This is a genomic window from Candidatus Aegiribacteria sp. (assembly GCA_021108005.1).
Classification (GTDB): Bacteria; Fermentibacterota; Fermentibacteria; order Fermentibacterales; family JCC-6; genus Aegiribacteria.
Map to the genome: position 1 here is coordinate 1 of JAIORS010000089.1, position 22,099 is coordinate 22,099.

Consider the following 22,099-nt stretch of genomic DNA (forward strand, 5'->3'; position numbering starts at 1 on the left):
CTGCGGTTTTTTCCCACGAATAGTGTTGTGATCTTTCGAGAGCTCTTTCGGAAAGCCTGCTTCTGAGTTCAGGCTGGGATGTGAGCAAAGCCATTCCATGCATTATATCCTCAACGGATTCAGGATTCACAAGAATGCCGGCATCTCCGACCAGTTCCTCAAGGGCTGTTCCCGAGGAGACTACGACAGGGCAACCTGCAGCCATGGCCTCGAGAGCGGGCAGACCAAAGCCTTCCTTCAGAGAGGGCATTACTAAACCAGCGCATAGGCGATACAGCTGCCTCAGGTCGTCATCGCTTACGCGGGAGAGGATAGTAATGCTGTCCCTTGCGGAACAGTCCTCTACATCACGCTTGAAATCTTTGAATGCTCTGTCCCTGCGGACGACCATCTTCATTTCGGGAAATCGGGGATTGAGAGCCTTCAGCCTTGAGTAAGCCACGATAAGCCTTGTAACGTTCTTGTAGGCTCTCGCGTTCCCGACGTAGAGGAGGTAATCCTTCCTTTCAGAGTTAACGGTATCATCGCGGGAGAAAAGATTCTGTCCCTCTCCTGTAACAAAAGCCTTTTTCCCGGAATCAGTGAACATACTCTGTAAATCGCAAAGAGTAGTCTTCGTTGGTACGGAGATCGCCGAAGCGTTCTCTATTGATTTTTTTATCCTGCTTTTGAAAATCAGTTTTGCAAACAGGTTCTTGAGCATACTTGTTCCGAAGTAGCCGGGAAGATTCAGAGCCATCAGGTCATGTATTGTGATGATTTCAGGAACTGAAGGGCATAGTCCGGCAATTGAGAAGTTCAGATAGCAATCCGCTTCGGAAGATTCGCTGATTTCGACAGGCTCCACGTTCAAGTCTTTTACCTGTGATGCAGCTTCCGGATTAACGATGGCAGAAAGTTTCCAGTCTGGCCTAAGTTCAGAGAAGGCTTTCATTACCCCAACAGAATATCTGCTGATTCCGTCAGCTTGTCTCCGGAGGGTACTGGCATCAAATAGAAGTCGCATATACTGTTCCCGTTGAAAAAGCAATATTCCGTTTGGGAGAAGATAATTGTCACAGGGGTACCATGTACAGGATTAAGAATACCTGCTGTTTATCATTGATGTCAGTCGCATTGTTGACAGGGTATGCCTGCTCCCGGTATTGTCGCTACCGTCAGAAAGCCGCTTCAGGACATTTAAAGAAAGGATTTTTTCTTTGAGCCAGGGAACGGATAGCAGTTCCAGATTCGCTGAGAGAAGCATGGAACGTATCCTGGTTATCAAACTATATGCAATCGGCGATTTAGTAATGTCTCTCCCCTCTCTTGAGCTGTTAAGGAAACAGCATCCGTCAGCCGAGATACATCTTCTTACAGGCAGGATCGTCGCTCCTCTTGCGGAATGCTCCGCACCGGTAGACAGGATCATTCCAGTTGATGAAAGGATTCTGACAGATCGTCGCAGACTCTTTCCGTTGCTCTCCCTGGTTATTCATCTCAGGAAGACAAAGTATACCCGGGCATATCTGCTTCACAGGGTGCTTCCATTGAGGCTCTTTCTGTTTGCCACCGGAATACGCGAAAGAACAGGTCAGGGAAAAAAGAGAATGGGACTCACAAGGATAGTACCTTTTGAAACCGGTCAGCCGGAACACGATGCTGAACGATATGCAAGGCTATTCGGCTGGGATGGAAGCGAACCCCTTCCTGAACCGCGAATCGACCTTCCGGAGAACTCTGTTTCCAGCCCGATATCCTCCCTCATAGGATCGAGACCCGTGGCAATCAGCCCTGGAGGCGGAAGATCCAGTATAAGGAACACGAATAAAAAAAGATGGCCTTCGAACAGATTCAGTGAACTGATCTATCTGCTCCACAAAGAAGGAATCAGAACAGTCGTCCTGGGAAGCAGAGAAGACAGGTACGTCCTTGGAGATATTCTTGATAAAATCCCGGACACTTCAACGGATCTCGTTGGTAAAACTTCTCTTGTAGAGGTAGCCACAGTCCTTGCAGGATGCAGAATGCAAATAACCAACGATAGCAGTCTTATGCATATTGCGGGTCTGGTCTCCACCCCTACTCTCACTCTCTTTGGACCCACCGATCCCCTGCGAATAGGGGTGTATCCTCACAAGCCGTTACAGCGTTGCCTGGTTTCCGATTTCGTTGACTGCAGTCCGTGTCATCCTGACAGAGGGATAGATGATTGCGAAGCAGCCGAGTGCATGACATCTCTCAACCTGGAAAGAGTTTGGAAAGAGACCAGGGAAATGCTAAGGGAAATCGGTATATGAGTATCGAAGCGAATAATCCTCGTTCATATACAACTACTTCTTAAGAGCATCGATGAGGATTTTATGAAGTCTGGAAGCGGCTTCCGATGCCGATCTTTCCCGGATTACGAACTCCCTGCCACCGGTAATCAGCTTTTCCCTGAGATGATTGTCAGCCAGTATTCTATCCAGTGCCCCGGCCATTTCAGCCGAGTCCCTCTTCACAAGTAATCCATTTTCACCGTTCCTCAGATTATCGATGAACCCTCCTTCTTTTACCGCGACAACAGGTATACCGCATGACATGGCTTCAAGAGGCACCAGGCCGTAAGGTTCATTGTGCTGGCAGCAGAGGACCGCTTTAGCTGTGCTGTAAAGAGTTCTTAGTTTCTCATTTGAGATTCCCCTTCTCACGCTCAGATCTACTCCGAGCTTGGCAGCTGATCTTTCAAGTTCAGCTCCGTAACCGGGGAATTCTCTGTCTGCTACAATAACAAGGGAGGGCCTTTTTTCCAGCTTGATCCTTGAGATTGTTTCGATTGCCATCTCATGACCCTTAAAAGGCCATAAGGCTCCTATACTGAGTACCAGCCGTTTCTTATCCACGGTCTCGTCAGCCCGGAAGAATTCTGTATCAATACCTGGTCTTACTACCGAAGAGTCAATACCGTAGATATAGTACAAGCGCTTTTTCATCCAGTTTGAAAGAGTTACAACATTATCCGCGCTCAGCGCGGCGGTCATATCCATTTTTCTTTCAAGTTTTCTCAGATATCCTAGTAAAAAGTGATGAATACCGCCGCGGGTTCTTTTTACGAGAGTCGGTTCGTACAGGTGTCGGGGATATTCGTAGCAGAAGTATATAGATGGTATTTTCAGGTATTTAAGTAATGGAGGCGCAGCTATGTACATAGAGTTGTATACCAGAGTAAGGTCGGAAGACCGATTGATTTCTTCAGCAATTCTCCTGCACAATTGGTCAAGAGCCTTTAGTCTGGCTGGGAGCACAAAGGGAGCGGCAAGCCTTCTGATGCCAGAAATCCGCCCGGAGTAATTAAAAGGCCATTCCCGTGAGTGTACGCTTTCAGGTACCGAAATAGCCGAGGAGCCTTTTGGAAAGTGCATGGTAAGTGAAAATCTGTTCGAGATGCCCCGAATCATCGTTCCGGCAGCGTTGTTTCCTCCACCTGAAGGAAGGTTGTGAAACACAGACAGTTTTATCTTTCCTTCAGGCCTGTCTGGAATAGTCATCGGTAAATTCCCCCATCGGCTGTTTGCCAGCATAACTTCTTTCAGGATATTATATATTCCAACATAAACTAACAGGATTAATCTTCTCAGGAAACCGGAGGCTTTTCTCCATGCGTGTATCAGTCATTCTGGTTAATTACGGACAGTGGGAGCTTACGAAAAACTGTGTTGATTCTCTCGAACGCTCCGAGGGTATTAATATCAGTATAACTCTTGTGGATAACTGTTCTCCCGGACCGGTACCGGCGTGGGTGACCCGCAGAAGCGACCTCAGGTTCGTGCGTATGGAAGATAATACAGGCTTTGCGGGGGGGAACAACGCGGGATTCAGTATGTCACTTGATGATGAAGCGGAGTTCACTTTTTTTCTGAACAACGACGCCGAAGTCCTTCCGGAAACGGTTCGCAATCTGGCAGATTATCTGAGTATGAATGATGAATCCGGTATAGTAGCTCCTGCCATATACTGGAAATCGGATCCGGATAAACTCTGGAGCGCAGGCGGAAAACTCATCAAATGGAAAATGCGTTTCGAGCAGGTGGACTTTCCCGAAAAGAAGTACGGTCCCGAAGAGGGCATAAGGGTAGATTTTGTTTCAGGATGTGCCCTGATGATAAGGACAGATCTTTTCAGAAAAATTGGTGGTTTCAGAAAGGACTTCTTCATGTACTATGAGGATGCCGATCTGTGCCGTAAGGTTATCGAACAGGGTTATTCCATTGACGTTCTTCCTTCCGAGACGGTTCTTCACAGTGTAGCTTCGGGAAGCGGCGGAGAGCTTTCAAAAGTCGCTATATACTTTTCCGAACGTAACAGGATTGTACTTGCGCGCGATATGCTCTCGCCACTGACGAGATCTGTATTCCTTTTCTACAAGAGTGCCGTTTTGCTGGTGTTGTCAATGAAATTCCTCCTCTGGGAGGGGTCTGAACTGGTTCCGTGTATATGGCGGGGTTTCTTCGACGGCCTTTCCGGGAAAACCGGCTATTCAGATGTGATAGGAAAGCTCCTCTGACAGGAATTTGTGTAACTCTTTCCAAAAAACAAGCATTGGTTATCTTACAAGCTGTTATTACCTTCGATCCTGGTGTACTGGAGCGGGAGAACTGAAAAACGAATTCAGGAGAATTTTCGATATGATATGCAAGAAGTGCGGACATATATACGATGGAAGAGCGGTTGGTTTCAAAACCATCTGTGAAAACTGCAACGAATATCTTCACTCATGTATCAACTGTGCTCTTTACAATTCCAATACGGACAGGTGCCGATCGCTAACCACCGAAACCGTCAGGGATAGAAAAAGCAACAACTACTGCGAGGAGTTTATCCAAAACACGGACTCCCTGCCCGGAACGGACTCAACAAAAGAAAAGCCAGGTAACGATTTTGAAGCCCTTTTCGGGGCGGACGGGAAGTAATCTATATCACTCAATCTGCTTAGAACCGGGGAGAAACATGTGAGAATTCTTTCCCCTGACCTGAATGATATTACGGAATGTAAGCTCGGTTTTCGTGGTGTAGTTGTAGTACTCCTTCTTACCGCGCTATACTTCGTCAGTTTCTTTTATCTGCCCTCGATGATACGCCACCTGCTTCTCGCCGGAGTTGCATTGATCATCGTTCTTCTTGTTAGACCAAAACCAGCTTTCTGGCTCCCTTTTTTACCTTTGGTTTTCCTGGCAGGCGGCAGCACAATCCCAACGGGAGAGTTCAATCCGGCCATTGCGACCATAGCTATGGTAACATTTACATTCTTCTACATCAGTGACAGGATACTGTGGAACAAACCCCTGTTCGTGCCGTCCCGCTACCTCTTCTATCTTTTGATAGCGATATTTATTCAGGCGATTAGTGTATTCATCTCGGTCCATTTACAAGGGCAGCATGCATGGAATGCTATCCGGGATGGCAGTAGTATCTTTTTGTTTTTTCCTATTGCCGTGATCATTCCGTCTCTCTGCACGACCGAAAACAAATTCAATCAGCTGCTGAGGGCTGTGATGCTGACTCTTCTTGTAGCCGCAACTATTGCTGTATTGCAGTATATCTTAATCAAAGGTTTTTCGAGAGTAGATATGAGTCTTGGATATGTGTATCGAGGAAGGGTTTCCAGCCTGTTCCTGGGCAACCCCAATGCATTCGCTGGTTACCTTGAACTCTCTATACCTCTTTCAATTGCTATGTTCTTCAGAGAGAAGAAAGTAAAATGGAGAATCACCGCAGCCACCGCAGTCATTCTTGGTGTGGTCAGTGTTCTGTACACTTTCTCAAGGGGGGGGCTGATCTGTACTTTCATCGGATGCGGAATAACTCTGTTCTACATTTTCAGATCAAAAGTATGGATACCAATAATTCTGGGGGTTCTGATGGTAATCATCCTTGCAAGAAACGCGGATACATTCGAAAGACAGATGTCCTTCTTCTTGAACCCGAAGGCAAATCTAAACCAGCCTACTATCCTTCATAGATATGTTTCGTACAAGGGGTTTCTTAATCAGATTTCAGAATATCCGGTTACAGGTATAGGATGGGGAGCCAGGGAATTCTACTCGGGACGAACACTGATATACAGTTTCTGGGAAGTAAGACACTGCGTCAGTACGGAAACGATTCTAGAATTTGGAGGACTGAACAGTCTTTTTCTCAATCAGGCTGTGAAAGGGGGAATCATATCCCTGGTTTCCATTCTTCTGATGTTCGGGGCAATTCTTGCCGCGTTTATCAGGGCGTTACGGAATGGAGGAGGAATCCTTGCTGTAGCCCTTGCAGCGGGAATATTCAGTTTCATGATTCATCAGTTTATTGATAATACAATTCGTATACCGGCTGTAAACGCGCAATTCTGGATAATCTCAGGTTTGTTACTGATTCTCGCAGGATGCGAATTTTGGAAATGCAATACAGAGCAGGAATGAATCTGAAACGATTCGAAATGTAACAAAGCCTTTTCAATGAGAATGTTGACGGAGAATCATGAACCGTGTAACTTCTTTTTCCCGGATAAAAGTATACGCTTAACCATATCAAGGTAAATACCGAAAGTCTTTGAACCGACAAGAGCTGTGATTGCAACGTAGATAATTATTCCCGGCACGATACTGAGCGAGAGTTTGAAGATCCTTTCGGAGAGAGCCGTATTCAGGTCTACAGGAAACAGCCGGCTGGACAGAAGAAGATATCCTATCATTACAGCAGCGGAAAATAAGAATTTCAGATATTCGGGAACGAAATCCGAACCGTTAATTCCCCCGAGTTTTTTCCTGAGGAAATACATAAGAAACAGGGTTTTGGCTCCGGAAGTCAGCGTAGTGGCAAGGGCAAGTCCATATATTCCAAGAGGTTGAAGTAGAATGACATTCAATAGAATGTTCGCCAGTACACACCAGATACCGAGCACTACCGGGGTAATTGTTTCTTTCAGAGAGTAGAAGGCCCTGTCTACTATTCGCCCTATCCCTAACTGGGCAAACCATGGAGAGTAGAATGCAAGGGTGTAACCAATACGCCGTGACTCTTCAGGGCCGAAATTGCCCCTCTGAAAGAGGATGGATATCAGAGGTACCGAAAGAACCATAAGAATTCCGGAAGCAGGGACCGTATAGTAGGAAATGTACTTTATAAAGCTTGCTATTTCGCCCTTTAGCTTGGTAAGGTTTTTCTCCGCGGCAATTCTTGAGAATGAAACCGCTGAAAGTATAAGAACCGGCTGTATGAGAACCATTCGAATAAGGTTCTTTATTCTTGAGGCATAGTCTATTGCAGTCACTGAACTTGCTCTGAGGAACGAAGCCAGAGCCTTGTCGGCCACAGGGCCAAGGAACCCGGTCAGGGTACCGATGATGATAGGAACAGCCAGCCTAACCAGTTCCTTGAAATCCCTGTTTCCCGGGTCAAGGACAAGACGAAGCCTTAAGTTGAGCCGGAAGGTTATTAAAGCGCACACGAAGAAGGAAACAAAGGCACCGATAAGACCCGATACTGGAATTATCATAACGCCGAATTTTCCATGACCGCAGATGATGACCAGATAAGAGACAAGGATCTGGAGTACCCTGACGAAACTAACCAGACCATACCTTTTTCCGTAGTTAAGAAAATTCTGAAGCACTCCTTCAATAGCGTTCAGGAAAATCAGGGGGAGAAAAACCCAGAGTAATTTTGTAGCGAGTATTGTTGTAGAGGGTTCAATTCCGGGTCCTACGATACGGATCGCCAGAGAGCCGGAGGCCAAAACCAGCCCGATAAAAACCACTCCTGTGAGGGACATCCAGTTAATTATCCTGCTGATCAGCCTGTTGGCTGCGTCATTGCCCTGGTTAAGTCTTACCCTGGAGTATATTGGCATGAATGCCGAGCTGAACGCTGTTGAGATAAGCTGCTGAAGCAGTAGAGGAATAACCATAGCGATGGAAACCGCATCTGTTTGCCAGGTTGTGCCGAATATCCGGGCTATTTCAGCAAATCGGAGATACGTTATAAAGGCTATCAGCATATTTCCCAGGGAAAGAAATGAAAATCCAGCCCCCTTGGTCTTGGCGGATCCCAGCCAATTCAGAACTTTACTCAAGAAATCCCCTTCAGACATTCGTTCATAAAATTTTTCCCGTAAGGAAAAGAAAGCTTTCCCATTGCTACGGGGAACCAGAATTCCACTAAAACAACACAATACTATATGCATTTAAAGACTGTTTTAAAAGGAAAAGAGTTTCCTCCAATCTGTCCGAACCTGTGGATGAGCTTTGTCAGGGGAATACCTGTGCTTATATTGCGATCTGGAGGTAATGGCTTGGAAAAAGTAGCTGTGTTGCTGGTAAACCTGGATCAGTGGGAGCTCACCAGGCAGTGTGTGAATTCTATTATTCGCTCCCGAGACGTTCAGGTAATACCGATGCTGGTTGACAACGGCTCTGAATCGGGAGTACCTGACTGGGTCGAAAAAGTACCAGGGATAAACTTTTGCAGGACCGGAGAAAACCTCGGATTCGCCGGCGGCAACAACAGGGCTTTCTCTCTCTTCGATGACAAAGAGATTCCCTGGACTTTCGTTCTTAACAACGATACAACCGTGACTCCCAATACAGTGCGGCTTCTGGTGGAATTCCTGCAGGAGCGGCCTGATGTTGGTATTGTTACTCCTCCTATCTTCTACGCTGACAGGCCCGATCTGGTCTGGAGCGCAGGAGGGAGTCTGAGCAGACTGCGCATGCTTTTCCGCCAGGACATTTACCCCACCAGAAACAGCCTTCCCTCTCAACCGGAGGAGACCGGTTTCGCCAGTGGTTGCGCAATGATGATGCGCTCATCTCTTTACAGGCAGCTGGGAGGCTTTAGAGAGGATTTTTTCCTTTATTACGAAGATAGCCTGATGAGTCTTAACTGCCTTCGCATGGGGAAACGTATCTTTCTTCATCCAGGAGGAGAGGTACTTCACTATGTATCGGCTACAGCCGGAGGCAGGATGTCGCCAATCTCCATATACTTCACCCACCGAAACCGATATCTGTTGGCCAGAGAGGAACTCTCAAAAGTGGAGTTGGCGGCTTTCACTTCGTACTATCTGGCGGTTTCCGCCATCAAAACGTTCATATATCCTGTGAAAAACGGTTTTCGGCTGACCCTGTGGCTCTGGAAAGCGGTTCAGGACGGACTGAAAGGCCGGGCAGGAGGGTTCCCGGAGGGACTCCATTGACCGAAAAGAGATAGTTGATGGATATTGAAAATTACTTCAGGAAACTTCACTTCATCGGGTAAGCAGGCAGCTAAATCAACTCAGTTCTTTCTGGAAGCCTTTTCCATCAGATCTGCTATAGATTCTGCCTCAACTCGGCTCGAACGGTGCGATATAACGAACTCCCTGCCCGTTTTTCCCATTTCCAAAGCATGCCGGTGGTTTCTGCAGAAATATTGGATTGCCTCCGCAATGGAGTTAACATCAACCGGGATCAGCAGACCGTTCTCGCCATCTATTACATTTTCCCTGAACCCACCCTGATTCACAGCCACAACCGGCGTTCCGCAGGCCATGGCTTCCAGCGGAACCAGACCGTAGGGTTCGTTGCGTTGGGGACAGACTACCGCTAGCGCGTTTCTGTAGAGTTCCAATAGCCTGTTATTCGATACCTGTTTCTCCACGGTAAGGTTTACTTCCAGTTTTGACGCAATTGCAGAAAGGTATCTGGCGTAGCCTTCTTTCCCTCGGTCTGCCGCGGTCACCATTGCTGGACGCTGATTCTCTGGAATCAGAGCCAGTGCTTCCACTACCATGTGATGTCTTTTGAACTCCGACAGCGCGCCTACGGTAAGAACATAATTCCCACCGGATTCATGACCTGGAGTGAAAATCTCGGTATCAACTCCTGGACGAACCACCACCGCTTTTCGATGATAAACCGTCCCGAGTTTTTCCGACATGAAGCGGGAGTTGGTTGCCAGAATTGTAGCCGCTTGAGCTGCCTGCCTATCCACCTTCTTCTCCCAGGCAAGAAGAGGTGCTATAAGCAGGTCGGTAACAGCGGAACCTGTTTTATAGAGCCCCTTTTCATAAATGTAACGTGGGTACTCATGACAGTAGTAAACCGATGGGGGACCAGGAAAAGAAAGAATAGGAGGAGAAGCTATTATTAGCGATGAGTGAGCCAGCAGAGCTTCCGAACCATCCGTAGAGACATCTCTCGCTATCCTTTCACAGAGTTTTCTGTAGACAAAGGATTTTCTCCAGAGAAGTAAAGGGGCAGCGATCCGGGCAATACCCCGGAGAGGCTGTCCCGCTGGGAAGTTGTAAGAAGCTATAGAAACATCGGCTTCCGGAAGAAGGGGTACTCCGCCCTCCGGGAGGTAAGCGCGCCATTTGAAGCGATCTCTCAGGTGGTAGAGCTGGTTTCCGGCAACACGGACTGCACCACCAGAGGGCAGGAAACTATAGAATGCAGCATTCATCTTGAGCTCCCTCTAAAGGCTTGCTTGCAGGATTGCAATGTCATCCGGGCAGTCCGTTCCCAGGAGAGTTTAGAAACCCTTACAAGACCTTTCTCGGCCAGCATGGCCCTGAGTCCGGGGTCTTTAGCAAGTTCCAGAAGTTTTTCAGCGATGTCCTCCACGCTGGAAGGATCAGCCAACAGAGCTGCACCTCCAGCAGCCTCTGGAAGAGAAGATACGGAGGAAGTAAGAACAGGTGTGTTACACGCCATTGCTTCTACCACCGGTAATCCAAAACCTTCGTACAGGGCAGGATATGCCATCAGGTCGGCCATGGTCAGGAGTGCCGGTAGCTGAGCTTCATCTACGTAACCCGTGAGATGAACCCTTTCTCGGATATCCTCCCGTTCGAGAATCTCTAAAAGGGGGGCGGACATCCATCCCATCCTTCCGGCGAGGACAAGATCCTGAGGGATCCTGTGAGCGATGGAAGCGTAGGCTTCCAGCAGCCTGGGGAGATTCTTCCGGGGTTCAAGGGTTCCCAGAAAAAGGATATAGCTGTCCGGCAGTCCAAGGCTCTGCCTGACATTCTCCAGAAGAACCTTATTCTGTTCGCAGGACAGTCCCGGAGCGGGAGCCAGGGGAACTACATCGACAATATTCTCCGTACGGGGAAAAAGTCGGACAAGTTCGTCTTTTGTGAAATGCGAATCTGCTATGATCCTTTGTGTCTTTCTTACGAACAGGGGAATCAATCTGTTGCGGGCTATCACACTGCGGAGATGGTAATCCTTAAGGACAAGACCGGAAAGGTCATGAATTGTAAGAACAGACGGAATTGAAGAAAGCAACGGAAGTCTGTGAAACGGACCAAGAAAAAGATCAACACCATCTCGATGGAACCTGAAGGGAAGCCCAAGCTGGAACCAGGCCTGGAATCTTGGGAATGGCAGGCGCACCAGCCGTACAGAAAAATGGTCAGGGAGTTGAGGTTCAATATCTACCGGTCTGTTGGTGTAAAGGATGAAAGTGTGTTCATCACCGACAACAGCGAGACCCTGCAGCAAGTTACTGACGTAGTTGGATATACCGGATACGTTCATGTAAAGAGGAGAAACATCGATACCTATTCTCAAGAGAACCACCAGACCATCAATGAGAAAGTTCCATCAGAACATGCGTTGAGCGAAGAGAACGTAAACATCTCAAAAATACGAAGCAATACGATCTACCAGAAGATTGTGACATCTGACTATTTCAGTGTCATATACATGCCAGAGTCGTTCGGGGTGAAAATCGACGTCGTTGGGAATGTGATCAAAACCAGATGGAAAAACAATAGCCCCAAGAAAATTGATGTAAACTGATGCGGCGAACATGATTATGAATATCACTTTAATACAACGCCTTGGTGCAATATACCTATCCCAGCTTTTTGCGAGGAAGATAGTCAGAATAGGTATGAATTCGGTAAGGTATCGGTAACCAAAGCAGTGTCCCCCGGACCATCTTTCCCAGAATGAATAGCATATGAGAGTGAGTATGAAACCGGCAGTTAAGTACCGGTCGAATACATCGCCGCCCTTTCTGAAAACATCGCGTACCATATAGATAATGGAGAATACAAATACGGAACTGAATACCAGTAACCCGCGTGCAGGAGAAATAAGCATACCGGGAATCCCAAGTAACGGATTGCCGGTAAATTTACTGTTCTGCCCCTGTCCGAGAGAAAGAATTGAGCCCCAGTATTCAATTGAATACCAGGCAAGAAACGCAAGCGGAATAAGGCTTGTAAGAACAACAGCGAAGAACCTGTCCCTCTTGTGGACCAGGATATAGATATAAATAGGCAGAACGATAAATACATTAGCTGGTCTGTTCACGCATATGAGGCTAAGAAAAAATCCTGCCCATGCAAATACACTTTTTTTATCACTCTGCATCAAAAGAATCGCACTGCACAAAAATAGTATTGAGGGACCGTGCTGCCAGGTTCCCCTGGCCGCCTGACTCCAGACGAGTGTTCCGAAAGCATAGACAAGGCAGAGGAAGAACGATCTGCGAATACTGAATCCCAAACCGAGGAGTATGTAGAACATCAGTACAACCGAGATGGAAGCAAAGAAGGACAATGATATCTTATTTAATTTTAAAAGATTCTCTTCCAGGTCTATTCCAACGATGTTTGCTGCGAAAAAGACGGGGACGTGCATCATCCCCGGGATAACTGTATAAAGATTGACTATTCTATCCCCCGAGAAGGTGAAGGCATAGGGCATTTTCTCACCTTCATCGAAGAATTCATTGAAATCGAAATTTCCTTCTCTCACAAGGCTCACCGCGAGAAGCTCCGAAGCTACCGTATCTCCGGACCCTATATACCTGAAACCAGCGATATATATGGAAAAGGGTATCAAGAATAGTAGAATTGAGGCAAAAACTCTTGTTTGCGCTGTGTCAGTTGGCTGTGGTAACTTCATCATTCAGTAAATCCAATCTATGATCAAGTTCCTGGAAACGCCTGGTCGTTACATGCAGTATTCCTCCAACTGAGATTGAAAGCAATCCTGCGAGGGCCAGTCCTATGGAAAGTATCGGAGCAAAAGCACTGGAAGAAACCTCTGCTTCAGGCAAAATCCAGGTAAGCAGGGAAGCTATCAATGTAACAAATCCAAGACTTCCGAAGAACGAGAGCGGTTTGTAGTAGCAGAACAGGGAAATTATCTCGCGGAGAATTCTGAATCCGTCGCTAAGAACGTGAATTTTTGAAATGCTGTTGAAAGGCCTCGGTTGAAGATCAACAGGAACCTCGACAATTCTGAAACCCCTGTTCAGAGCCATTATAGTAAGTTCCGTCTCGATTTCGAATCCCCTGGCGAGTATCGGCATCCTCTTAACAAAATCTCGGGTCATGACTCTGTATCCGGAGAGTATGTCGGTAAGACTAGCTTTGAAAAAAACGTTAATGGATAACCGGAAAAACATGTTGCCCAGTTTGTTCCGAAGGCGGAAAGAGCTATTCGACTTACTGCTGAGCCTTGAACCGACAACAATATCCGCGGTATCGTCAAAAATCGGGGCAAGGAGGGAGTTTACATCCTCGACAGGATATGTGTCGTCTCCATCTATAAGGATGTAGATGTCCGCTTCTATCTTCCGGAAAGCTTTCCGTACAGCAATTCCTTTACCCTGCTGCTTTTCGGTTATGACAGTTGCTCCGTTTTCGAGCGCAATGGAAGCAGTAGAATCGGTTGAATTGTTGTCTATTACATATATGTCTGCATCGGGAAGAATTCTTTGAAAATCACTGATAACCCTGGCAACTGTAAGTTCTTCATTGAGGCAGGGAATAATAATCGCAATTTGTTTCAAAAATATCCTTTCGCATGAAGAAGTATAACGACCTTGAGCATAATTAATCTAATTCTTCGCTTCACATGCAGCAATGAGGGATCCAGACAAAATGCTCAAAGGGGAAATCCGTATATACACGAAAAAATGGATATCCACTGTCTATCCGGGGTTCGATCGTATCAGCCGTCCATACATCATTGTAATCTACGAATAACCTCATTATACTTTATCGTAAAACATACTAGTGTTTTATGATGTTTGTTTAATCAAAGAAGGGGTATCATGTTTTCAATTATTGCTCTTTCTATCATTCTTTCTGCTCAGTTCAATCTCCCGGATACTGCTCCGGATACTCTCGACAATGGTATGCTCAGGGTAGTGGTCACTCCGATAACAAGCAGGGCGAGGGCGGGGTCATTACTGGAGCTCTATGACTACACCACGGGACAGAACCTTACCGGGGATAAGCAGTTCGCAGGGATTCAGACAGGCTCCTTCATGCCGAGTAACGGAAGTATTACCTGCTACGGTGACACATGTGCTATCTTCGAGTGCATCAATATGATAGACCTCTCCACGCAAGAGACTATACCGGTGAACCTTACCATCACTTATACGCTTGCAGGGCGGGGGCTTGAGATTATTATCAGTGCAATTGCCTCAGAAAACGTGGAACTGACTTCCCCTCTCGAGGTTGATTTTTACGTAGACAATTATGAATATGCCATCTTTGGCAACCAGACCGCACAGGAAGAACGTATCGTTGACATACACGGCTTCGATGGTGTATACAGGATATCAGGAGACCAGATCGTTACCATTTCCGGAGGTTATCCTCTACCCGACCTGATGTGGATTTTCCCTAATCCTTCCAAGGCCATCTTCGCCCTGAATGCCGCTCCCGACTACGACATCGACAGTTACCTTTCATTGAGACTCTACGATGTTGAACCTCCGCGGGAAAACTGCCTGGGTCCGAATCTCTGCTCGATAATGCCCAGGGATAGCGGAGGTACTTTCTTTGCTGCCTGCGTAATCGGGAGCTCGGAGACAGCTGCGTTCATCTCCGCTCACCCCGATGGCTTCGAGCGAACTGCGTCGTGGATAATGGACGAGATTCCTTTCATCCATCCCGACCAGGGCGACCTCTGGGGCTTTTCAACAACCTCCTCCGGGGGGGAGCGGGTATCAGCTCAGATGATACAGCTCCTTGACGAACATCCTGCGATGAAATACAACTGGCTCATCCTGCCTGACGGTATACTGACCACCAACAGGGATTCCGTCTGGTTCGAGCCGGGCTGGGAAGAAAGCTGGTCGCACTGGCATTGCACCTGGAGAATATCCACTCTTGCCCCACCGGAGTACCTGGATTGGCTGCTGGGGATACAGGAGGATTTGTATCCATGGGCGGACCGTGTGAACATGGGCAGTCACGGCTATCATCACACCCCGAATGCTGACTCTTCCTTCGGCGAGTTTCACGAATTCATCACCTACGAGCAACTGGAACATATGGAGCGGTTCCGTATGGCTATGCTTGATATCGATGCAATGGAACTTGACACGAACATGGTCAGGGTCATCAGATATCCCGGCCATAGAACTTCATTGAGTGGCCTCAGGGCAACAATAGCGCATGGGTTCGAGTTCTACTGTAACGGAGTAAGATGGCCTGATTATATGGGAGGGGAGCGTTTTATCGACCAGTACATTTCCAGATATGAGACTCCAGAGGGAAGATTGTGGGGAACAAATACGGTCTGGTGGGGTGACTACAACAGCATGTATCCCTACGAATACCTTTCCACGGTTCTGGAAAGAGGCAAGCACTGTCTGTTGGGGTCTCACCCCATAAGTATGTTGGAACCATCTCTTTATCCGCTCCCCTACGACAGAATGGACAGTATATGTACTTCGATGGAGCAGGACTACCCCAATTTTGGATGGTTGTTTCCCATCGAGTACGGTGAGTTTCTGGAGACCTGCTGGAATATAGACGTGACCGCTATTCATCTGTTGGACAACTTCATCGAAATGAATTTCAGCGGAGCCACGCCTGCCGGGCAAACCGCTGTGGTCCTGTTACCGGACTCCGTCATCAATCCTGTTGTAACCCTCGACGGCTATATCGCGGATTGGGAACTGAGACCCGGGGGCAGGATATTTATCGACATCTCAGGTCTCGCGGAGGGCAGCCATTCCCTCCAGGTGAACTGGTCTCCGACCGCAATCGAACAGAACGCGTGTTTTCCAGTTGATCTTCTTACCCTGACAGCGCCTAACCCTCTTTCCGGTTCTGTCCTCACAGTTTGCGTGGAAGGCCTGCCTTCTGGCGCCGGCGAACTCTCAATATCGCTTTACGACCTCACGGGAAGGTTGATGTTGAAAAAGTTCTTCGAGACTGGTTCAGAAAGCTCTCTATACATGGATTTCACTATGAGCGGAGAAGTCGGAATTATTCCACCGGGCGTTTACATTCTGGTGGCGGAGTGTGGTAATCACTTCAATACCCTTCGTATAGTGAAGACCGTACGCTGACAGAACCAGGGTTGGATGCATTACTTTTTTACATTTAACCGTTTGAATCGAATAATCCGTTAGATTCGTTAAGAAATACGTTGGGATGATTCGAGAGGAGAAATTCTGAATGAGGATTCTTATTGCTTCGTCAGCAACGATACCTGGCTATTCCGGAGGATGGAATACTACTCTTGACCTGCTCGAAGACCGACACGAATCCATGTATGTTATAAACTGTGCCAGGCCGGGAATTCACAAGATGGAGGAAGTGCTGTATCTTGGGTTGGGCATCGGCCGGTCAGATGGGACATCTCGCCTGTTCCCGCTGCGTCTTGTGGGGCTGCTTAGAAGAAAGATTTCCCCGTTAGCTATAAAGTGGGCTTTCAGGAAGTTCAATGCTGATTTTGTTTTGTGCCTGGATGAAGCCATGGGATTCTCTGTTCAGAAAACCGGATTGCCTTACGCCATGCGGTTTCACAGCAGGGTTGAACCCTGGGTTATAGGCGCTCCGCTGGAAAGCTTACTTCAGGAAGCTCTTTTCTCCACTGCCTGCCAGGGGAAAGAAGTTCCGGGAGTAGAAGTTCTTCCCCATAACCAGGATCTGTCGCGCTTCAGCTTTGCTCCCTCTGTGAAACCTGAAAGAGCTTTACTCCTTTCCTGCATAGACGATGAACATGAACCCGACTTTTTTGTGGAAGGAGTATGCCTTTCGAAGGGGATGAAAGGAGATATTATCGGGACAGGACCAGCAAGAAAGCGGATAGAAAATAAGTGTCGCAGTACAAGAGGAAGGGTTAGGGTGCTGGATCCTGTTCCAAGACTGCAGACCGGGAAGTTGTCAGGGAAATATCAGGTGGGTGTAGCGACATTGATTGAGTATGACAGATTCATATACCAGATGAAGGTGAACATGTACCTGGCCTGCGGAATGCACACGATGGTTAAACCCCATACCCATATTGTTAAAGAAGCTCCCGAACTGGTTGATACCTTCTCATCTCCGCGAGAGCTCGCCGACAGACTGGATGAAGTTCAGTACAGATGGAGGGAACTCGAATCAAGACGGATGAGAGGAAGGGAATGGATAATGAAAAACTACTCGGTTGATATTCCCAGAAAGAGATTCGAAGAAATTCTCAGAAAAACATTTCCCGATTACTGATCCACGAAATCGAGTATCTCAATTGATGCGATTCGCCACTCGTTAATGTCATCTGATTGAAGAACAACGATATCCCCCAGTGATTTTCCAAGAATTTCTTTTCCAAGGGGTGCCATATAATTGATCCATCCCTTTTCAGGATCCGCATCAAGAGGGCCAACCAGATCCACCGTTTTAACGGTTTCAGAACCGTCTGTTTTTTGAAGCTGTATTCTGACTCCAGGAGAAACGATTTCAGAGCTGATCTCATCGGGCGGGTACGGCCTGTACTTCTGAAGTTCCTTCGTCCACCTGTTAAGCCTGTCGAGCAGAAGGTCTCTTCTCTCTATCGCTGCTGCATATTCCGCATTTTCGGAGAGATCTCCGTGTGAAGCTGCTTCCCCGATATCTTCGGCGGCTGAGGGAATTTCCACCCGCTTCAATCGAATAGTATCCGCTTCCCTTTGATCGATAGCTTTCCTGCTTGAAAAGAGCGCATCCGTTTCCCAGAAATGCCTTTTTCCCGATTTTCTCATCGCAGAATTTTTTCTGAGAGACAGGCTTCTTCCCAAAAATAGGCAAAGACCTTCGTTCTGTGCGGTAGCGCTGGTATTGAAACTATCAAGGTAGTTATTAAGCATTCGCGTATCAATGGAGGAAAGATAGTCGGCAAGCTTCAATTTTAGAGGACCAATGAGAACATTGATGACTTTCTTCTGCGTATCGGCACTGGAGAATATCAGATTATCAAGGAATAGACCCATCTGGTTCTCTCCCAGACTGTCATCCCACTTCTCCTCATGCGAAGCAAGAAAGCATAGTGACCAGAGAAACCTGTCTGTTTCCGATGGTTTAGATAAATAGTAACCAATACAATCGGAAAGCAGTTCCGGGTCGGATTCCTCCAAAAGGAAAGCAGCGTATTCCCAGAGAGAACGCTGAAGGCCGGACAGCAGTTTGACTTTTTCTCCTTTTTCATTGTTCCCTGAGAAAAAAAGATTCAGGTAAGCCTTTCTGCATGCCTGTGAATGAATTTCCCCTAGGGCCCTCTCTCCTCTTGCCGCAGAGGTTTCAAGATAATCGAACCGGATTTCAGAAAAGTCATTAGAGGAACCTTTATTGGTAAGGATCCAGCATAGCTCGAATAAGGATCCTGTTTCGGGACTGGATAGACTTCGCACGTTATCCAGAAGAGTTGTCAGTTCGTTAGGAAATCTTGTGCAGCATGATTTCAGTAGAGCCTGAACCTGTCTCACTTTTTCTCGTGCAGGGGTTTTTTTCATGCTGATTATGCTTCTTATCTGTTCAAGGAAATCAATGTTTTGATCAAGAAGCACAATACGGTCACCAAGGTTGGCAAAACCGTCAGCACCGTCTGCCATTTTCTTCAGGATTTTCCAGACATCACTCTTCGTGAATTCCGAAGTGTCGAAGAGAATCGGGATATCTTGAATTAGTATCTCTCCGTTATTTCCAGGAGATTCGTTAGCAAATCTTTCAAGAAATTCGGAATGAGATTCTCTGAAAAGCCGGGAGAATTCATCAGCGTTTCTCCATGAAAGAACTGCCAGTGAATCGGGATCAAGACATACTGTTGTCTCAAGAACCACATCCAGCTTCATGTCATGATTCTTAGCCTTCTGAAAATCAATGGTTGCGTGTGTACGGCTTATCCTTGCTATTTGCCCGACACCGAAGGTTTTATGGTACAGGTAACCATTTTTCCTGTACTTCATAAGGGAGTTGAACTTTCGCCACGATGATGAAATGTCAGTGTTTTCATTCTTTAATCCGCTGAGTTTCAGAAAATATTCAAGGGGCTGAAACATCAAGTATTCATCTCTGATTACCTCAATAAGAGCTTTTCGTAGAGGTTCAGATATTCCAAAAAGCGCGGCTGCTTTTAAAAGAAAGGTCGGAAAACCATTTTCTCCGTCGATCTCTTTCTCGGCAATAGTTAATTCGAGGAGCTCAGTGGCCAGGTTATCCTTACCACTGTTTACAAGAATAGAGAGAACCTCTGTCATCTCATCGTAGGGAACGGTTCCATTCAGAATTTCAATCCACTGATCGGTCAGAGCATCGTATTCGCCGGTACTTGCCATATCGGTAATTTTGGGCAATCTTCCTCCTGTCTGAGAAAAGCTAATATACTGCTGAAATATTGTTGGAAGTAATGACGGGAGAATTCAACATGGAGAAGAAGGACGAATCCGGAAAGAAACTCAATAGAAGACAGTTTCTAGGGAAAGCCGGTAAGCTTGGAGGAGCGGTTTTTCTCTCCTCCTTTGCCGGCAAGGCACTTGCCGGGGAGTGGGAACAGGGAATGGAAGAATTCTGGGCCGACGGAACATTCAGACAGGATACAGTAGATGCTTCCATGGAAGCGGATGGAGTAGTGCGGGCATGCATCGATGGACGATGGGAAGAATTTCAGACGATTCCATTACCGCAGCCTTTCATGGACTGGAACCTGTCCGCCCGCCTTGAAACACTGGAAAATATATCAATGATGTTCAGAGGAGAAGGAGGATCTCCCCCTTCTCTTGCCGGTCCCCACAATGCGGCAATGGCGACCTTTGGAGGGAGCAGAGCGGACAGCAGACTCGAAATCAACAACGCCTTCAAGGGAATGGGTCTTTGCCCTGAAAGGGGGATAATCAAAGACCTTCTTACCGAGATGGAGGAAATAATGTCTTCCGACATGGGCAGAAGGCTGCAGTTTCTAACAGATCTTTATTCCGATGCCACAAAATTCGATCTTACCAAAATGGTTTCGCTGGAACTTTACAGTACTCCTGAATTTGAGACCCATACTTTCATTAATCTCATGGAACGCCCCACAGCATCACTTGTGTTTCTTGACAACAAGTCATTCGAAGTTAGAGGTATAGGCCAGCTTGTTGCTCCCGATGATACCAGGGCAGGTGAATACATGGTTGATATAGTGAAGTATACGAACATGGCTCATTCACTCTTCCATGGAGATTTTCCGAGGCTGTTCCCCGGAATTCTGGTTCATGTAACATCGGTTTTTGATAACACTCCCGGAACCGGACGAGGAGTAAAGATTGCGCCGCCACTGGTGTAGAAACTGATGTCCAGGTGAATACCGTAAGATTGCTCGATGGCTCTGTTCCCGCGATATACTTTGTAGATCTGGACGGTACTCTGCTGTCAACCTCATCCGAAAAGGTTTTTCTGAAGCATCTTGTCAGAAACGGAATACTCAGCCCACAGGCTTTCCTCGGATTTCTTCTCCGTTACTTTCTGCATCCTTTAAGGACGGTCAGGGAGGGAAAGGGATGGAACAGGAGTTACCTCAGGGGAATTCCTCCGGAAGAGGTCAGGCGCGAAGCGGTCATCTGTGCGAATAGTCTCCGAAACAGCAGAATACGAGACTGGACGTTGCAGTCAATACGCGAATTGAGCAAATCCGGATGCAGGATCGTTCTATTATCCGCCTCTCTTGAGTATATAGTAACGGCCATCGCGAAGATAATTCCGGTTGACGAAATTGTCGCCAGTACCCCTGAGATAGTAGAGAATCGATTCACTGGAGACTTGAGGAAAACGCGGCCCTGGGGAAGAAACAAAATTGAGCTTGCGATGAATATATGTGAACGCTGTAATACTGAACCCGCCAGGTGTGCGGCTGCCGGAGATTCCTGGGCTGACAGATTCATCATGAAGGAATCCGGCTGTTCCATTGCCGTATGTCCGGATAGAAGGCTGAAAAAACTTGCCATGCAGAAAAATTGGCGAATAGTTAAAGGCAGGCATACAAAATGGGCGTAAGGGCTCTTGGGGCGTTCTCGGGAGGGCTGGATGGAATACTTGCAGCTCTTATACTGAAATCCCAGGGAATAGAGGTAGAACTGGCTACATTCAGCAGCCCGTTCTTCGGGTCGGAACCTGGCAGAAACAGTGCTATTCAGCTGGGGGTTCCCTGGAGAGAAATCCAGTTTACAGATGAAATCGTGACCCTCCTGAAAAATCCCCCCAGCGGATTCGGGAAAAACCTTAACCCCTGTATAGACTGCCATGCGGGTATGTTCAGAATACTTGGCGGAATCGCCGAAGTCGAAGGGTTCGATATCATCTTCTCCGGAGAAGTCGCGGGACAGCGGCCGATGTCGCAGAATAAAAATTCCCTTAACAGAGTTGCCCGTCTTTCCGGTTTCGGGGATATTATGCTGAGGCCTTTATCAGCAAAGCTTTTAAAAGCCACTGTTCCCGAGAGGGAAGGACTTGTTGACAGAGAAAAATTGCTGGCCCTTTCCGGAAGAAGCAGAAAACCTCAAATGAAGCTCGCGGAGGAATACGGTATCCGATACACTGCTCCCGGAGGAGGATGCCTTCTCACAGACCCCAATTATTGCGGGAGGTTGAGAACCCTCATGGAAATTCCGGGGATGTTCACCGGCAGGAACGCCAGATTGATAAGGCACGGAAGAATGTTCAGGCTCTCCGAGGACACCATAGGTCTTGTCGGGCGATCCGAAAAGGATAATGAATATCTTGAATCTCTTGTTAAGGACGAGATCAAATTTGAGCAGGAAGACCGGCCCGGACCGACAGGAGTCCTTATAGGGGATCCTGCAATGCTCCCTGAACTAATCACCCTGGTAAAAAAGTATTCCGGGGTCA

General features: G+C 47.2%; 18 protein-coding genes. 10 read left to right on the forward strand and 8 right to left on the reverse strand.

Annotated features, from left to right (window positions below; genetic code table 11):
- Positions 1-934, reverse strand: a 934-nt coding sequence (locus tag K8S15_05110; GenBank protein MCD4775416.1) for a glycosyltransferase family 4 protein, incomplete at its 3' end; no start/stop codon positions are given.
- A 265-nt stretch (positions 935-1,199) separates the two neighbouring features.
- Between K8S15_05110 and K8S15_05115 the strand changes: the two genes are divergently transcribed.
- The gene (locus K8S15_05115; protein MCD4775417.1) at positions 1,200-2,279 is read left to right on the forward strand and encodes a glycosyltransferase family 9 protein; all 1,080 of its coding nucleotides are present in this window, start codon (positions 1,200-1,202) and stop codon (positions 2,277-2,279) included.
- A gap of 33 nt (positions 2,280-2,312) precedes the next feature.
- Here the strand turns inward: K8S15_05115 and K8S15_05120 are convergent, their stop codons facing one another.
- Positions 2,313-3,509 (reverse strand): glycosyltransferase family 4 protein, encoded by a 1,197-nt coding sequence (locus K8S15_05120; GenBank protein MCD4775418.1) that lies wholly within the window; start codon positions 3,507-3,509, stop codon positions 2,313-2,315.
- 110 nt (positions 3,510-3,619) lie between these two features.
- Here K8S15_05120 and K8S15_05125 point away from each other — a divergent pair, with 110 nt between their 5' ends.
- The 3 genes from K8S15_05125 to K8S15_05135 all read left to right on the forward strand — a co-directional run bounded on the left by K8S15_05125 (position 3,620) and on the right by K8S15_05135 (position 6,428).
- The gene (locus K8S15_05125; protein ID MCD4775419.1) at positions 3,620-4,525 is read left to right on the forward strand and encodes a glycosyltransferase family 2 protein; all 906 of its coding nucleotides are present in this window, start codon (positions 3,620-3,622) and stop codon (positions 4,523-4,525) included.
- Positions 4,526-4,646: 121 nt separating this feature from the next.
- Positions 4,647-4,931, forward strand: coding sequence for a hypothetical protein (locus K8S15_05130; protein MCD4775420.1), 285 nt, complete (start codon positions 4,647-4,649; stop codon positions 4,929-4,931).
- Positions 4,932-4,970: 39 nt separating this feature from the next.
- Positions 4,971-6,428 (forward strand): O-antigen ligase family protein, encoded by a 1,458-nt coding sequence (locus K8S15_05135; GenBank protein ID MCD4775421.1) that lies wholly within the window; start codon positions 4,971-4,973, stop codon positions 6,426-6,428.
- Between the two features lie 56 nt (positions 6,429-6,484).
- On the opposite strand, the gene K8S15_05140 is transcribed toward K8S15_05135, so the two are convergent.
- On the reverse strand, positions 6,485-8,080 hold the full coding sequence (locus K8S15_05140; protein MCD4775422.1) for a polysaccharide biosynthesis C-terminal domain-containing protein: 1,596 nt from the start codon (positions 8,078-8,080) through the stop codon (positions 6,485-6,487).
- Positions 8,081-8,299: 219 nt separating this feature from the next.
- On the opposite strand from K8S15_05140, the gene K8S15_05145 reads away from it, so the two are divergent.
- Positions 8,300-9,202, forward strand: coding sequence for a glycosyltransferase family 2 protein (locus tag K8S15_05145; protein ID MCD4775423.1), 903 nt, complete (start codon positions 8,300-8,302; stop codon positions 9,200-9,202).
- Positions 9,203-9,282: 80 nt separating this feature from the next.
- On the opposite strand, the gene K8S15_05150 is transcribed toward K8S15_05145, so the two are convergent.
- The 4 genes from K8S15_05150 to K8S15_05165 form a co-directional block, all read right to left on the reverse strand.
- Complete coding sequence (locus K8S15_05150; GenBank protein ID MCD4775424.1) at positions 9,283-10,449, reverse strand: glycosyltransferase family 4 protein; 1,167 nt, start codon at positions 10,447-10,449, stop codon at positions 9,283-9,285.
- A complete protein-coding gene (locus K8S15_05155) occupies positions 10,446-11,564 on the reverse strand; it encodes a glycosyltransferase family 4 protein (GenBank protein ID MCD4775425.1) in 1,119 nt (372 codons plus the stop codon). The genes K8S15_05150 and K8S15_05155 overlap by 4 nt, the downstream gene beginning before the upstream one ends.
- A 69-nt stretch (positions 11,565-11,633) precedes the next feature.
- Positions 11,634-12,914: a hypothetical protein gene (locus tag K8S15_05160; protein ID MCD4775426.1), complete on the reverse strand. Its 1,281-nt coding sequence runs from the start codon at positions 12,912-12,914 to the stop codon at positions 11,634-11,636.
- Entirely contained in the window at positions 12,889-13,803 is a 915-nt protein-coding gene (locus K8S15_05165) for a glycosyltransferase family 2 protein (GenBank protein MCD4775427.1), read from the reverse strand. Before K8S15_05165 ends, K8S15_05160 begins: the two co-directional genes overlap by 26 nt.
- 264 nt (positions 13,804-14,067) lie before the next feature.
- Between K8S15_05165 and K8S15_05170 the strand changes: the two genes are divergently transcribed.
- Both K8S15_05170 and K8S15_05175 read left to right on the forward strand, forming a co-directional pair.
- Entirely contained in the window at positions 14,068-16,326 is a 2,259-nt protein-coding gene (locus K8S15_05170; GenBank protein ID MCD4775428.1) for a T9SS type A sorting domain-containing protein, read from the forward strand.
- Between the two features lie 109 nt (positions 16,327-16,435).
- Positions 16,436-17,470 carry a hypothetical protein gene (locus K8S15_05175; protein ID MCD4775429.1) on the forward strand — a complete coding sequence of 345 codons (1,035 nt, stop codon included), beginning with the start codon at positions 16,436-16,438 and terminating at the stop codon, positions 17,468-17,470.
- Here the strand turns inward: K8S15_05175 and K8S15_05180 are convergent.
- The gene (locus K8S15_05180; protein ID MCD4775430.1) at positions 17,464-19,572 is read right to left on the reverse strand and encodes a GreA/GreB family elongation factor; all 2,109 of its coding nucleotides are present in this window, start codon (positions 19,570-19,572) and stop codon (positions 17,464-17,466) included. The two genes, K8S15_05175 and K8S15_05180, sit on opposite strands and share 7 nt — an antisense overlap.
- Before the next feature lie 71 nt (positions 19,573-19,643).
- On the opposite strand from K8S15_05180, the gene K8S15_05185 reads away from it, so the two are divergent.
- From K8S15_05185 to K8S15_05195, 3 genes are all read left to right on the forward strand, one after another.
- A complete protein-coding gene (locus K8S15_05185) occupies positions 19,644-20,540 on the forward strand; it encodes a hypothetical protein (GenBank protein MCD4775431.1) in 897 nt (298 codons plus the stop codon).
- Positions 20,541-20,554: 14 nt separating this feature from the next.
- Positions 20,555-21,247 (forward strand): HAD-IB family phosphatase, encoded by a 693-nt coding sequence (locus tag K8S15_05190; GenBank protein MCD4775432.1) that lies wholly within the window; start codon positions 20,555-20,557, stop codon positions 21,245-21,247.
- Positions 21,238-22,099: tRNA 4-thiouridine(8) synthase ThiI (locus K8S15_05195; GenBank protein ID MCD4775433.1), on the forward strand; the 862-nt coding region annotated here is incomplete at its 3' end. The genes K8S15_05190 and K8S15_05195, both read left to right, overlap by 10 nt.

Excerpts from the sequence above, each read along its gene's own strand:
- K8S15_05120 (MCD4775418.1), bottom strand. The coding sequence starts at position 3,509 with ATGACTATTCCAGACAGGCCTGAAGGAAAGATAAAACTGTCTGTGTTT.
- K8S15_05125 (MCD4775419.1), top strand. The coding sequence starts at position 3,620 with ATGCGTGTATCAGTCATTCTGGTTAATTACGGACAGTGGGAGCTTACG.
- K8S15_05130 (MCD4775420.1), top strand. The coding sequence starts at position 4,647 with ATGATATGCAAGAAGTGCGGACATATATACGATGGAAGAGCGGTTGGT.
- K8S15_05150 (MCD4775424.1), bottom strand. The coding sequence starts at position 10,449 with ATGAATGCTGCATTCTATAGTTTCCTGCCCTCTGGTGGTGCAGTCCGT.
- K8S15_05160 (MCD4775426.1), bottom strand. The coding sequence starts at position 12,914 with ATGATGAAGTTACCACAGCCAACTGACACAGCGCAAACAAGAGTTTTT.
- K8S15_05170 (MCD4775428.1), top strand. The coding sequence starts at position 14,068 with ATGTTTTCAATTATTGCTCTTTCTATCATTCTTTCTGCTCAGTTCAAT.
- K8S15_05175 (MCD4775429.1), top strand. The coding sequence starts at position 16,436 with ATGAGGATTCTTATTGCTTCGTCAGCAACGATACCTGGCTATTCCGGA.
- K8S15_05185 (MCD4775431.1), top strand. The coding sequence starts at position 19,644 with ATGGAGAAGAAGGACGAATCCGGAAAGAAACTCAATAGAAGACAGTTT.